At 48.6% G+C, this 13923-nt stretch carries 11 protein-coding genes; 6 read left to right on the top strand and 5 right to left on the bottom strand.

Annotated features, from left to right (window positions below; all coding sequences use genetic code 11):
• Positions 1-228: 228 nt before the first annotated feature.
• The 5 genes from LQ567_RS15170 to LQ567_RS15150 all read right to left on the bottom strand — a co-directional run bounded on the left by LQ567_RS15170 (position 229) and on the right by LQ567_RS15150 (position 3459).
• Positions 229-837: a hypothetical protein gene (locus tag LQ567_RS15170; RefSeq protein ID WP_231005374.1), complete on the bottom strand. Its 609-nt coding sequence runs from the start codon at positions 835-837 to the stop codon at positions 229-231.
• A gap of 226 nt (positions 838-1063) precedes the next feature.
• Positions 1064-1621 (bottom strand): hypothetical protein, encoded by a 558-nt coding sequence (locus tag LQ567_RS15165; RefSeq protein ID WP_231005373.1) that lies wholly within the window; start codon positions 1619-1621, stop codon positions 1064-1066.
• Between the two features lie 30 nt (positions 1622-1651).
• Positions 1652-1984 (bottom strand): hypothetical protein, encoded by a 333-nt coding sequence (locus LQ567_RS15160; RefSeq protein WP_231005372.1) that lies wholly within the window; start codon positions 1982-1984, stop codon positions 1652-1654.
• A gap of 33 nt (positions 1985-2017) precedes the next feature.
• A complete protein-coding gene (locus LQ567_RS15155) occupies positions 2018-2227 on the bottom strand; it encodes a hypothetical protein (RefSeq protein WP_231005371.1) in 210 nt (69 codons plus the stop codon).
• A 98-nt stretch (positions 2228-2325) separates the two neighbouring features.
• Positions 2326-3459, bottom strand: a complete 1134-nt coding sequence (locus LQ567_RS15150) for a hypothetical protein (RefSeq protein ID WP_231005370.1) — start codon at positions 3457-3459, stop codon at positions 2326-2328.
• Between the two features lie 297 nt (positions 3460-3756).
• Between LQ567_RS15150 and LQ567_RS15145 the strand changes: the two genes are divergently transcribed.
• From LQ567_RS15145 to LQ567_RS15120, 6 genes are all read left to right on the top strand, one after another.
• Complete coding sequence (locus LQ567_RS15145; RefSeq protein ID WP_231005369.1) at positions 3757-6861, top strand: ligand-binding sensor domain-containing protein; 3105 nt, start codon at positions 3757-3759, stop codon at positions 6859-6861.
• A complete protein-coding gene (locus LQ567_RS15140) occupies positions 6858-7625 on the top strand; it encodes a LytR/AlgR family response regulator transcription factor (protein WP_231005368.1) in 768 nt (255 codons plus the stop codon). The genes LQ567_RS15145 and LQ567_RS15140 overlap by 4 nt, the downstream gene beginning before the upstream one ends.
• A 138-nt stretch (positions 7626-7763) precedes the next feature.
• Positions 7764-8309 (top strand): hypothetical protein, encoded by a 546-nt coding sequence (locus tag LQ567_RS15135; RefSeq protein ID WP_231005367.1) that lies wholly within the window; start codon positions 7764-7766, stop codon positions 8307-8309.
• Positions 8310-8699: 390 nt separating this feature from the next.
• Positions 8700-11435 carry a DUF1553 domain-containing protein gene (locus LQ567_RS15130; RefSeq protein ID WP_231005366.1) on the top strand — a complete coding sequence of 912 codons (2736 nt, stop codon included), beginning with the start codon at positions 8700-8702 and terminating at the stop codon, positions 11433-11435.
• 21 nt (positions 11436-11456) lie between these two features.
• Positions 11457-12965 carry a DUF1501 domain-containing protein gene (locus tag LQ567_RS15125; RefSeq protein WP_231005365.1) on the top strand — a complete coding sequence of 503 codons (1509 nt, stop codon included), beginning with the start codon at positions 11457-11459 and terminating at the stop codon, positions 12963-12965.
• A gap of 16 nt (positions 12966-12981) precedes the next feature.
• Entirely contained in the window at positions 12982-13917 is a 936-nt protein-coding gene (locus tag LQ567_RS15120; RefSeq protein WP_231005364.1) for a sugar phosphate isomerase/epimerase family protein, read from the top strand.
• The last annotated feature ends 6 nt before the right edge of the window (positions 13918-13923 follow it).

The raw sequence follows: 13923 nt of genomic DNA, 5'->3' as shown, positions 1-13923 counted from the left end.
GCAGATTCGCAGATTTTTGGGCGTAAGAACTTGAAAAATTACCCGCAATCCGTTTGTTTTTCGATTAGAACCGTGGGGCGCTGCAAACTTTTTAACGCAGATCCCGCAACGTGGGATCTGCGGCCATAAAAAACAGGACGCGCGGCTGTACCGGTAACTGTTTACCCTAGCCTACTGGCCGGTACCTGTTGCCATGGGTTTGGAGGTTGAACATTTTCCTGCGCGTTTTTAAAGCAGTTCCCAGCTGTAATACACCCTGTATTTACCATCATGCGCTGTGCATTCTGCAGAAAAAACGGGAGATGTGAATTGCCCGTTCCAGGTATGATCTTTTCCGGACAATGTTGTATAAACCTGCATAGGAGGGAAGAAATCATCTTCGTAGGCACGGGAAAATTCTGAGCCGATAAATTCATCAAACTTTTTTAAAGCAAGCGTGCCTTTGTGAAGCAATTGTGTTCCTACCCTTAATGCCACCGGCAGATCCTTTGCCTTTGGATTCGAACTGGAATAATGGTACAAAAAGTCCCAAAGGCTATCCCAGCTTCGGTTGTTATCTTTTTCGGCCAAAATAATCCCGGCGCCATAAGTGGAGCCATTCTCTGCTGAAGCGATATTCATGTTTAAGAGTGTTTTCGGAGGATTAAAATTGAACTGATCCCCATCATCAAAATCGCCATAAACAGAAAAGGCATTTTTCCGTACCAGTTCCAGGTTGTCTGTCATGGTAAAAGCAGCCATATAGATTTCGTCATTCCCGATTTTTTCCCTCCATTTGCCACCGGTTTCATCGATGCATTTTACACTGTGAACGTTTAATTTAAGATTTGTTGACATGAGTTTATGATTTTAAACAGGATTAAAAAAACAGGCATGAGAAAAGCGGTGTTACAATGTGGCATTGTGTTGTATAAGCGTCCTGAAAAGATGCCTGCCGCCGCAAAGTAACAGCTCCGGAGGCCGCCTGAAATAAGCCTGCCAGGGTGATGCGGACAGCTTCCGGAAAGATCCACATATGTTTTAAAGTTCATGGCGATTTGTTTTCAGCAAGGATAGCCGTCCGCTACCGGGAGCGGAATGCGACTTCCTTTTCCATGCAGGGTTTTACCAGGGCAAAGATCGAATCCCGTCTTTCCGCATTGTCTTTATAGCTTTCTTCCATATTCTTTTCAAACAATACTTTGGCGGCTGTAATTTTATTTAAACCGGCATCGTTGCTGTTTTTGGCTGCGGCAATGGATTGATTAATAAGCGTGCAGTAGGCTTCAGCGGCGGCTGTAGCATTGCTGTAGGCTGCAGGCAAAAGCGATGAAGGGTCATCGTCAGTTACGGCCTTGTCCTTACGGCCCTCGGAGGCATCTTCACAGGCTTCCACCGCTTTGAAGATTGCATGCATCATAACAGAATCTCCCCTGTATTTTGCTTCTATACGTTTTTCAAAACTTTTCCGTGCCTCCAGGGCTTTGTCTCTTTCGGCACCTTCGGATGCTACTGCTACCTGGCCATTCAGTGTGCACCATTGGGCGGCAATGGATTCGGGGGTTTGTTTTTTATCGGCACAGGAAAAAAGCAGCACGGCTATTACCAGCAGTATCCCGGGATTTTGATAACGGTTGCTCATTTGTTGTTTTTTTAAATGTAAAAGGAGGAATCAATTATTTTGAATAGCTGTTACCAGCTTATCGATGTTCATAACCCCGTAGTTGAATACATGAACGGAATCATCCCGCATGGTAACCAGTACCTTTTTCGACAGGAAGCTTTTTTGGGCCGCTACATCTTTAATGTCGGATTTATCAAGAACAATCAATCCCTTTCGGTTATAAACAGACAGGGATAAGGAGTCTGCTCCATGCTGCGGCAGGAACAGTAACCGCTGATTGGTAATGGTAAGTTTGCCGGCTGCAGCTTTGTTGTTGGGACCAATATAGTTGATGGCCCAGGTATCAATTGCGGTTTCGTTGGGTTGTAGTTCTAATTTCATAATCGTTTATTGTTGGGATAAAACCCGGGTTGCTTAATTCTTTTTGATGCGGTTGGTTGTTTGCAATACGGCTCTATTGGTAACTGCCGGTTTGCTGCCCGTAGCAGTAACAGCGGATTTCCTTTTTGCAGTGTCGGTGGTGACAACGAGGAAATCCTGCTGACCCTTGCCTGCTTTCCGGCTTTGAGCATTGGTAACGGGGCTTAAAAGCAGGAACGCGGTTATTAGTAAAATCGATTTCATGTGAACGTTTTTTAAATGGCTCTTAAGAATGAGGGATATGGCGCCTGTTGATCTGTTCCGGTGAGATAAACGAAATTTCATGGATTAGAAATGCCGGATCATTTGCCTGCGGAGCAACCGGCAGGTTCGGATTTGATAAAGCTGGCACGACTGGCCCCATAGGTTCCGCCTCCGGAGTAGTCCTGTACAATATTTACATAAATGATCCGGCAAAACCCATCGTCGGTATTGGTTTTGGGATACTGGGCATAGATCATCCCATGTTTAAACCGTGCTGTCGGTATACCAAACTCGTTTTTTGAGATCAGCCAGTTCGATTCCATCAAGCCGGTGCCCAGCACTTTTGCCTGGGCCAGGTCTGTAACGCCGCTGCGCAGGAGCCGCTCCTCGGCGGCGTTATGTATATTATAGCCAACCGGTTTATAGAGGGGTAAGGTTTTTTGTGCGGCCTGCGCTATTGCTTCCAAAAGCCCGGAAAGACAGGCGTACAGGTGCCCGTATTTTTTTTCGAAGACGTTACGCTCTGAAGGGGAAATGGCGGCCCTCAGGTATTCGTTCCACCCGTCGTTAAAGTCCTGCACATACCAACCTCTTCCGGGAGTAAAACTTTTTGCCTGCTCCAGTGTTTTCTGCATGTTCTCCTTGTAAATATCCACCCGCGCCTTATCAATATCGCTCAGCCGGCTGCAATCGCTTGCATCGGGCAGATCGGCTATCACACATTGATAATAGGCCTCACGGTTTGTAAGAATATCGTCCCAGATGGCCGGGTTTTCATCAAACCCCTTTCCCGTGTTGGGCCTCGAAGGAAACATGCGTTTAAATTCACGTTCCAGTTCCGCCAGTTTGGGCAGTTCGTTCTTGAGCTGGGTTTTTACGTCATAATCAGTATTGCTGATGCGGCGGTTGGCATACCCTAACTTATCGCGATCGATGTTGTGTTTTTTTGCATAACAATCCAGGTAAGGGCCAATGAAGAATGCACGGTCATCGGCTACAACACGGTCGGGGTCATAGCCCTGCCGGAACCTGCCAATGGCTGTAAACCAGCTTTCACCACCGGGGCGTTCATTTGAAGAACGGTTATCATCGGATGCGTTTGCAGCCGTTTTCTCCTTTTGGGTTCCGGGAAGCCTGGGCGTTCGTACCGATATGGAGATCTGTGCCTCAAGTGTTATATGCGCCAACAATGCAACCGGAAGTATCAGGAAGGGCAGGAATTTATTTTTCATTTTAAAGCGTTTAAGTTAGAGTATGATCGTTTGTGTAAACCAAAGCTAAGTTGCTGAAAGACCCTTTGGGAAAGGGATTGAGCCAATGGCGGCACTGATTGAAAGAACGGTCCGGCGCTGAAGATTTATTTTTAGCAAGCTTCGTTACATAAACGGAGGCCGTTACTGTATAAAAGGTACGGGTTGCAGGGTTACCGGTAAACCGGGATGTTTGCCCGCGTGGCGGAGCGTTTTTTGTTGGATACTATTGTTAACTTTACGAAAGGCGAAACATCCGGTTACTAAAATGTCACCTGCTTGAATTTTTTAAGAATCATAGGTACCCGCATTATGTGTGCCCGGAAAAAAGGGATCCGTCTGCTGCTGCTGGCAGGGATTTATTTTTATAATACCGGGCTTCTGGCGGCGCAGCAGTGGTATTTTGAAAATTATACTTCTGAACAGGGCCTCTCACAAAACAGTTGTTACAGCATTGCCCAGGATGATTTGGGTTTTATGTGGTTTGGCACCCAGGATGGGTTGAACCGGTACGATGGACGGGAGTTTAGAGTATTTCTGAAGCAGAATGCGGTTGGTCGCCTGCTGCCCTCCAATCATATTTCTTCGTTGTTTTTTGATGACCGGGAAAAATTACTGTGGGTAGGTACCACAAAAGGGGTGTGTTTGTACAACCGGAAAGGCGATGTAATGCAGCGGGTATCCGCCGTATATCCGTTTGCGGCCATGCTGGATACCATGCCTGTAAAAAGGGTGATCAGTTTTGGTAGGGGTGAATATTGGGTTATTACGCCCCGGAAGGGTCTCCTGTATCTTAACCTGCATACTCAAACCAGTACGTATTATTTTGATGATGCTGTTAACAGGGAAAGCGTAACCGCTATCACCCTGCACCGGGGTGAGCTCGTGGTCTCGCTGCTGTATTCCCTGTATATTTTAACACCATCCGGCAACAGGCATATAATCGTAAGAAGGTGCGGAAATACGGCGTTCACACAAATCAACCAGTTATATTCCAGTAAGAATGTGCTTTGGGTGGGTACCCTTTCGCCAAACTGCTATGCTATTTCAGGAGCCCTGGAGTCCGGAAACGTTCATTTGGTAAAAACAATGCCGGGCGGCATCAATGTTTTTTTAGAGGAAGATGATACACATCTGTGGGCGGGATCCAGGGGCCGGGGCATTTACAGGTATCATACCAAAACCGGAACGGCGCAGCGCATTTCCAAAAATCCCTACGACCCCAGTGCCCCGGCAACGGATTTTATACTGGCAGTGTATAAAGACAGGCAGGGGATTACCTGGTTTGGCCTTAGCGGCGGTATTGCCAAATATGATCCCCTGCGTCAGCAATTCGGATACCTCGGAGAGCGGGGCTGGCCGGGCAAGGCCCTTCCTGAAAAATCGGTGTATATAATGTATAAAGCCCGGAGTGGCCGGTTGTATATCGGTACACAGAGTTATGGAATACTGGAATGGAACCGCTATTCCGGAACCATAATACCGGTAACGCAGCCTGCCACCATCAACGGGGTAAACAGTATGGTGTACAGTATCACCGAAAACACAGACGGACATATATGGGCGGCTACTGTTTCCGGTCCCATGGAATACAACCCGCAAACCGGAACGGTTCAATATTACCAGGACGGCGGTTTGATAGCGCTGAACAGAACCGTTGCCTTACTAAAACTGAAGGGTACAGCCAATATGCTGGTAGCTACTGAAAACGGGCTTTGGCAGTTTCTTCCGGCTACCGGGCGCTGGAGCCGGCGGCTGGCACTTGTGGATCTGAGCAGGCAGAAGACAACCTCGGTTTATACGCCCCGGTACATGTATGAAGATGAAGACAGTACCGTATGGATATGCACCGAAGGTGCGGGACTATTGCAATACCGTTACCCGGATAAGTATATGAAGCCCGTAACGCCGGTAAACGTGATTTCCTTATTTGTACGCCATCTGCTTAAAGCCGGTAACCTGTTGTGGCTGGCCACCGATGACGGGGTGATCGTCTATGATTATAAACAACAAAAAGTCATACGGCACCTGGTGCCCCAAACCAGCAACCGGTCGAGCGTATGCTATGCGGTTCTGAAAGACAATGAGGGCTTTTACTGGGTGAGCACCAATTTTGGATTGTATAAAATGGATGCGGCTTACAATTTTGTGCAGCATTATGATATTTCAAACGGCTTGTCCTTCCTGGAATACAATACGGCTGCGGCATTCAAGGATACGGATGGTACCCTTTACTTTGGCGGCATGGGAGGGATTACTTATTTTCAGCCTTCGGCATTAAAGTTAAATGGTTTTAGTCCATCGCCCATTGTTACCGGTATGGTGGTAAACGGCCGTTCCCGCTCTGTTTTACCCGGTAACCAGCTGCAGCTTCAGCATCAGGAAAATTTCATCTCCTTTCAGTTTGCAGTGACCAATTTTTCCAATGAAAAAAACAACCGGTTCAGTTACCGTCTTAAAGGGCTCACGGATACCTGGAGCCCCCTGTCTGCCGGCAACAGGGCCGATTTTACAAGTTTGCCTCCGGGCGATTATATATTTGAGCTCAAAGCGGTGAACAGTGATGGAAAATGGAGTAGTGAGGTGCACTCAATGGCATTTACCATCCGCACCCCCTGGTGGCAGCGATGGTGGTTTGTTACCATTGTAACTTTATCACTAACGGGTGTGGTAGCCGGCATCATACGCAGGCGCATACAGGCAATAAAAAAAGAAGCGGGGTTAAAGCAAAAAATCGCGGAAGCAGAAATGATGGCCATGCGTGCGCAGATGAATCCGCATTTTGTATTTAACAGTCTTAACAGTATACGGGAAATGATCCTGTGCAACGAAAACAAAGAAGCTTCGCATTTCCTTGGAAAATTTGCAGGGCTGATCCGCACAACGATGGACCAGTCTGGCAGGCCCTTTGTTACCCTTCGCAATACAATAGATCATCTTACCCGTTATATTGAAATGGAGCAGATCCGGAATGGGGAGTTTACCAGCCGTATACTCGCAGATGATGACCTGGACCAGGATGAGGTGTTGTTGCCTTCCATGCTCATTCAGCCCTTTGTGGAAAATGCGCTCTGGCATGGCACCACGGCTGCCCGCAAAAACATCGATATCCGGATCGATTTTAAAAAGCAGGGGGAGCAGCTTCTTTGCGTTATAGAGGACGATGGCATCGGTATCCGGCACTCATTGAAAAATAAGATTAACGGAAGTAAAACGCATCATTCCGTTGGTATTGAAAATATCACCAACCGGATACGGTTGCTCAACGAAAAGTATCACCTCAGCAGCAGTGTGCATATTTACGACAAAGCGGATCTTGAAAACCATAGAGGAACCGGTACGATCGTACAATTATCACTGCCGCTTCAAATAAACAGATCATGAACCCGATTACCGCCCTGCTTGTAGATGATGAGCCCCGGGGACTTTCTTCCCTTCAAAAATTATTGCAGCTGAATTGCCCGGAGGTGGAGATCCTGGCCTGTTGCCAGGATGTGGATGCTGCCCTTGAAAAAATAAAACGGCTGCAGCCGCAATTGGTTTTTTTAGATGTGGCCATGCCGGGCAGAAATGGTTTCGACCTGCTGCGCAGCCTTGACCGGATTTCGTTTGAGATCATTTTTGTAACGGCGCACAATAGCTATATGATGCAGGCCTTCCGGTTCAGCGCTGTTGACTACCTGCTGAAGCCGGTGGAGGATGAGCTGCTCGCCGAAGCGGTACAGCGGGCGGCAAAACGCATTACCGATAAGAGCGAAAGCATGCAATTAAGCGCCTTTTTATATAACCTGCAGCAAAACGGCGCTGTAAAGAAAATGAAACTGTGCGTGCCTTCACTCCGGGGCGTTAAAGTGATCGAGATCACTGATATTATTTATTGCGAAGCAAGCAGCAATTATACCAACTTTTACCTGGTAAACGGAGGTACCCTCTGTTCCAGTAAACCGATCTTTGAATATGAAACCCTGCTGGAGGACAGCTCTTTTGTGCGGGTGCATAAGTCCTTCCTTGTTAACCTCGAACATATTAAAGAATATATCCGCGGCGAAGGCGGAAGCGTACTGATGTCCAACGGACATGAAGTGGAAGTGTCTCGGCGGAAAAAAGAAGTCTTTATAAAAAGCATGCGGGATTATTATAAGTACTGACCGCTGGCGGTCAACCGGTGTTGTTGCAGGCTCCTTTCAACAAGCGTGGTTGAGGCCCGCATAAGCGGAGCATCACTCGATTTGGGGATGCCGGTTCCTTTGCCGTAGTGCTAATTTTACCAATTAAAACCTGCCAACATGAAGCAGCTTACACCCCTTTTGTTGATGGCCGTTGCCTGCCTGATAGCCGGTAACGCATTTGCACAAACCAAAAAAGTACCCGCCGTCACAACCAGTGAACCCCAGCTTGCAGCGGGCACTTACTTTATTATAAACGGAAATGTTGCCATAACGCCCGAAGCCCCTTCGTTGGGTCAGAATGTATTTCTGAAGCCGTTTCGCCGCAGCGGTTTGCAAAAATGGGTGGTGGCCAAAGGCGGCACGGCAAAAAATATAAGCTATACGATAAAATTGTCGGGGGAAGCCGAAGATCTCTGGTTTCAGCCCTTTCCCGGTAGCAGCGACCGCACACCCATCATCAGTTATAAAGAAGGAAACGTGTCTTATAAAATAACACCGGTGCCCGGTAAGGCGGGGCTCTGGTATATCAAAAGCATAAAGAGTAGTGGTGATGCCTTACGGTCTTATCTGTCAGATGCGGCGCTGCCGCTGGAAATGCGGTTTGAGCCTCCGGAAGAAGGAAACGCAAAATTCTACTGGAAGTTTGAGCCCGCCGGCGAATAAACACAAGTAGCTTTCGGATGAGCCGGTCGCCTTTTAAAGACCATTAGTAAAACATATAGGTCCGGTCCTTTATAGGAACCGGTATATTGCACGATAATGGCACAACCCAACATCGTTTACAGGGATTTACCATCTGTATAAAACAAGCATAAAAGAGCGGTCTGTTGCCCCCGTTTTAAAAAAGAACCGGGTAAATATTCCCGTTGCCGGGTAGCCATTGTTAAAATAGTATCGGTTTCAGATAGAATTGTTCCAGTTTTGCCAGTCTTTACTTAAAAGCAGTAACTTTTCTTTAGCGGAATAGCAAACTTTAGTAAGTTTGAGAAGAGAAGAAGACCGTGTGCAGATGATTTCCCCCGGACCGGTTCGATTAATGATTGCAAAAAAACGATGGCTCATTTTTATTACAACAGGAAGATGTTGCTGGTGTTGGCCGTTCTGGTTACTACAGGCATTGCTGCGTGCTTTACCAGCCGGTCAAAAAAAGTAGATTTCAGTACCGATGTAAAGCCCATCTTAAACAAAAAATGCATTACCTGTCATGGAGGCGTAAAAGCCAAAGGAGGCTTTAGCGTATTGTTCAGAGAGGAAGCACTGGCAAAAACGGAGTCCGGTACGCCCGCCATCATTCCCGGTGATCCGGACAACAGCGAAATGATCCGCAGGCTAACCTTAAAAGATCCGGAGGAGCGCATGCCCTACAAGCACGAGCCGTTAAGCGAAGACGAGATAAGCATTTTGCGCCGCTGGATCAAACAAGGTGCAAAATGGGGGGATCATTGGGCATACCTGCCGGTAAAACAAACCAGCATACCGGATGAGGATAATGCCTGGATCCGGAATGATATAGACCGGTTTATTTACGAAAAGCTGGATGCGCAGGATCTGAAACCGGCTGCACAGACCGATCCGCAAACCCTTTTGCGAAGGGTAAGTCTCGATCTGATCGGCATGTATCCTTCTGCTGAAATTGCCGATCAATACCTGAAGAGCAGCGATGACAAGGGCTATGAACGCCTGGTGGATGCCTTGCTGACTTCGCCGCACTTCGGGGAAAAATGGACGTCCATGTGGCTTGATCTTGCACGCTATGCAGACACCAAGGGCTATGAATCGGATGGCGGACGCAGTATCTGGCGGTACCGCGACTGGTTGATTGATGCATTCAATGCCGATAAGCCCTATAATATTTTTTTAACCGAACAGATTGCCGGCGACCTGTTGCCGGAGCCCACCGATGCGCAATACATTGCAACGGCATTCAGCCGGAATACGATGACCAATGATGAAGGCGGCACGGATAATGAAGAGTTCCGGGTAGCGGCCGTGATGGACCGGGTAAATACTACCTGGGAATCATTAATGGGTACAACTTTCTCCTGTGTACAATGCCACAGCCATCCCTATGATCCCTTCCGGCACGACGAGTACTACAAGTTTATGGCGTATTTTAATAATACAAGGGACAATGATATTCCGGGTGAATATCCCGTTCTCAGAGAATACAACGATTCCCTTAAAAATGAATTAACGCAGCTGATCAGTTGGATCAAAGACAATGGTACCTCCGAACAGTCGGAGCGCGTACGTCATTTTTTGAAGACCCTCCAGCCGGCGTTTTATGCCACCATTGCAGATAGCCTGGAGAATGCGCTGCCTACAAATAAAAACGGCCCTTTAAATATGCGCAACCATGCGCATGCACGCCTGAAACATATTCAGCTGGATGGCATGGGACAGATCGTTTTTATGTTCCGTTCCAATAAACCGGGTGGTAAAATTATTTTCAGAAAAGATCAGCCGCAGGGCGAGGTATTGGGTACCTACCTGGTTCAGCCCGAAGACCGGTGGCGTTATGGGATGGTGAATACCCTTGCATCAACCGGCGTTCATGATGTATACGTTACCTACCAGAATCCGGCGGCCGGAGGTGATGAGATTATGGCCACCTTCGACTGGTTTGGTTTTCTGCCGGAACTGCCGGCGAAAGGAAGCCCCGGTTTTGAGGCTCATAAGAAAACATACTGGGATCTGCTGAATGCTTCGGTTACCGCAACACCGGTGATGGTAGAAAATCCTGTGTGGATGCAACGGCAAACCCATGTGTTTGAAAGAGGCAACCGGCTCACATTGGGAAAAGCGGTGGAACCGGCGGTGCCGCAGTCATTGAAGTTTGCCATGCCGGCCAATGCACCTAAGAACCGGATGGGACTGGCACTGTGGCTTACGGATAAACGGAATCCCCTCGTATCCAGAACCATGGTAAACCGGCTCTGGGAGCAGTTGTTTGGTGCCGGCATTGTAGAAACGTTGGAAGATATGGGCACCCAGGGCATGCTGCCTACACACAGGGAACTGCTGGATCATCTTTCCTGGCGATTTATGAATGACTATAAATGGAGCGTCAAAAAATTATTGAAGGAAATGGTGATGAGTGCTACCTACCGGCAGGATTCAAGGCTGACGCCCGAACTTAAGGAAAAAGATCCGGTCAATAAATGGTATGCCAGAGGGCCGCGGGTGCGGCTCAGCGCCGAGCAGCTGCGGGATCAGAATCTTTGCATCAGCGGTTTGATGAGTGCTAAAATGTACGGTCCGGGTGTAATGCCCTGGCAGCCGGAAGGCATCTGGCTCTCGCCTTATAACGGGGCACGCTGGCAGAACAGTGCCGGTGAAGACCAGTACCGGCGTGCGGTATATACCTACTGGAAGCGTACCGCCCCGTATCCGTCCATGATCTCCTTCGACGGAGTACAACGGGTATTATGTACGGCGCGCCGGATAAAGACCAATACACCGTTGCAAGCCTTAACCACACTCAATGATTCGGCCTACATTGATATGGCACGGCACCTGGCCTACCGTATGCAGCAGGAGGGCGGCAGGGATGTGGCGGCACAAATACAAAAGGGATACCGGCTGATGTTGTACAAACCGATAAAAGAAGAAAAACTGAAAGTGTTTGAAGCACTGTACCAGCAGGCCTTAAAGGAGTTTCAATCGGATACCGGAAAAACCACGGCCATGGTTGGAGGACAACAGGAAAAAGCGGCTCCGGCTACAGCAGCCCTGGTGGTGGTGGCCAATGCCCTGTTGAACCTGGATGAGGTAGTTGTGAAAAATTAAACAACGCACAAAAGGACTACAATGACAAAGAAAGACCTTATTGATCAGCGATTGGTAAAAGAAGCCGAGCAAATGGTAATGCGTACCCACACACGGCGGCATTTTATAAAAGAGAGTGCGATGGGCCTGGGTGCACTGGCGATGGGATCCCTGCTGGGAGGCTGTGGTAGCAAAAAAAAGGCAGCGCACTCGATCGCATTTGACCCGGCACACCCGCTGTTGCCCAAGGCGCCGGCTTTTTTCGGAAAAGCAAAGAGTGTTATTTTTTTACACATGGCGGGAGCGCCCTCTCAACTGGAGCTGTTCGATTATAAACCGGAACTTTCGAAAATGGACGGACAGGATTGTCCGCCTTCCTTCCTGGAAGGAAAACAGTTTGCTTTTATCACGGGTGTTCCCAAAATGTTGGGGCCACAGGCTGCCTTCGCCCGGCATGGACAGTCGGGAGCCTGGGTAAGTGAACATCTCCCCCATCTGTCACAGGTAGTGGATGAGGTTTCTTTTCTGAAGGCCGTTACAACCGATCAATTCAACCACGCTCCGGCACAGTTGCTGGTACATACCGGAAGCCCGCGCCTGGGCAGGCCCAGCATCGGCAGTTGGGTAACCTATGGTTTGGGTACGGAAAATCAGAACCTGCCCGGGTTTGTGGTGCTCACCAGCGGCGGAAGTTTTCCGGATGCCGGCAAAAGTGTATGGGGGAGTGGCTTTCTGCCTTCGGTGTACCAGGGCGTGCAATGCCGCAGTGAAGGCGATCCGGTATTATTTATAAAGGATCCGGATGGCATGAGCCGCGATCTGCGAAAGGCGTCTATCGAAGCCGTTAATAAAGCCAACATGCAGGAGTACCAGGATTATAATGATCCGGAGATCCTTTCACGCATTTCGCAATACGAAATGGCCTACCGGATGCAGATCACGGCGCCGGATGTAATGAACATCAATGACGAGCCGCAGTATATCCATGAAATGTATGGCACAAAACCCGGTAAAGCCTGTTTTGCCAATAACGTATTGCTGGCGCGTAAACTGGTGGAAAAAGGAGTGCGTTTTGTACAGCTGTTCGACTGGGGATGGGATGCACATGGTGATAATCCCAGCAATGCGCTCAACATCGGCATCATCAACAAATACAGGAGTGTGGATAAACCGGTTACGGCCCTGCTGATGGATTTGAAGCAACGCGGCCTGCTGGACGAAACCCTGGTAGTATGGGCCGGGGAATTTGGCCGCACCCCAATGATGGAGAACCGGAACGGGGCGCAGAACCCTTTTAAAGGAAGGGATCACCACACAGAAGCATTTACCATCTGGATGGCCGGTGGTGGCATTAAAAAAGGGTATACACACGGGGAAACAGACGAGATCGGATACAGTGCCGTAAGCGGAAAGGTAGATGCATTTGACATCCAGGCAACCATTTTAAATCAATTGGGATTTGATCACGAGCAGTTTACTTATCCGTACCAGGGACGGCCGTTCCGCCTTACCGATGTGGGAGGAAAAGTGATACAGGAGATCATTGCGTAACAGCGATTGAAAATATATGAACCAGAGCAGAAGAAGTTTTTTAAAATCATCATCCGCTGCGGCAGCAGCGGGTTTGTTTTTCCCTTACGGAGATATGACCACAAAACCGGAACGATTAAAGGAACCTGCCAAGGCCGGTTTCCGGCTGATGATCCTGGCAACAAACTGGGGTTTCAACGGGTCTACAGAGGCTTTTTGCGCTGCGGCTAAAAAAGAGGGATATGATGGTATTGAAGTTTGGTGGCCGGGAGAAGCAGCCCAGCAGCAAGAACTGTTTGATGCATTAAAGAAGCATCAGCTGGAGGTGGGGTTTCTTTGCGGAGGCTATCAGCCCGTTTGGAAAGAGCATTTGAACTCCTTTAAAAAAACCGCTGCGGCTGCTGCCGGAAACCCGGCACAAAAACCGGTGTACATCAACTGCCATTCCGGGCGGGATCATTTCAGTTATGAAGAAAACAAAGCCTTCATCGATTTTACCAGCGAACTTTCTGCAAAAACCGGCATCACGATCTGTCATGAAACGCATCGCTCACGGATGTTGTTTGCTGCACATGTGGCGCGACAGTTCATTGAAAAGAATCCGTCGTTAAAATTAACGCTCGACATCTCGCACTGGTGCAATGTGCACGAAAGCATGCTGGGCGATCAGCAGGAAACCGTTGCGCTGGCCCTTGCAAAAGCCGAACATATTCATGCCCGGATTGGCCACGCCGAAGGCCCGCAGGTAAACGACCCGCGTGCACCGGAATGGCAGGCCGTGGTAAAGCAGCACTTCGACTGGTGGGATGTGATCGCGGCCCGCAAACGGAAACAGGGAGAAACAATGACGGTGCTCACCGAATTTGGCCCGCCCACCTATATGCCGGTATTGCCCTACACACAGCAACCCGTAGCCGATCAGTGGGCCATTAATGTACACATGATGAAAACACTCAGAACCCGGTATCAATAATTGTTT

The sequence above is a fragment of the Niabella pedocola genome, from assembly GCF_021044425.1.
Lineage (GTDB): Bacteria > Bacteroidota > Bacteroidia > Chitinophagales > Chitinophagaceae > Niabella > Niabella pedocola.
The sequence above is the reverse complement of the archived record's forward strand: the minus strand, read 5'-3'. Positions and strand labels throughout refer to the sequence as shown.

Excerpts from the sequence above, each read along its gene's own strand:
- LQ567_RS15125 (WP_231005365.1), top strand. The coding sequence starts at position 11,457 with ATGACAAAGAAAGACCTTATTGATCAGCGATTGGTAAAAGAAGCCGAG.
- LQ567_RS15170 (WP_231005374.1), bottom strand. The coding sequence starts at position 837 with ATGTCAACAAATCTTAAATTAAACGTTCACAGTGTAAAATGCATCGAT.
- LQ567_RS15150 (WP_231005370.1), bottom strand. The coding sequence starts at position 3,459 with ATGAAAAATAAATTCCTGCCCTTCCTGATACTTCCGGTTGCATTGTTG.
- LQ567_RS15155 (WP_231005371.1), bottom strand. The coding sequence starts at position 2,227 with ATGAAATCGATTTTACTAATAACCGCGTTCCTGCTTTTAAGCCCCGTT.
- LQ567_RS15120 (WP_231005364.1), top strand. The coding sequence starts at position 12,982 with ATGAACCAGAGCAGAAGAAGTTTTTTAAAATCATCATCCGCTGCGGCA.
- LQ567_RS15135 (WP_231005367.1), top strand. The coding sequence starts at position 7,764 with ATGAAGCAGCTTACACCCCTTTTGTTGATGGCCGTTGCCTGCCTGATA.
- LQ567_RS15160 (WP_231005372.1), bottom strand. The coding sequence starts at position 1,984 with ATGAAATTAGAACTACAACCCAACGAAACCGCAATTGATACCTGGGCC.
- LQ567_RS15165 (WP_231005373.1), bottom strand. The coding sequence starts at position 1,621 with ATGAGCAACCGTTATCAAAATCCCGGGATACTGCTGGTAATAGCCGTG.
- LQ567_RS15130 (WP_231005366.1), top strand. The coding sequence starts at position 8,700 with ATGGCTCATTTTTATTACAACAGGAAGATGTTGCTGGTGTTGGCCGTT.
- LQ567_RS15140 (WP_231005368.1), top strand. The coding sequence starts at position 6,858 with ATGAACCCGATTACCGCCCTGCTTGTAGATGATGAGCCCCGGGGACTT.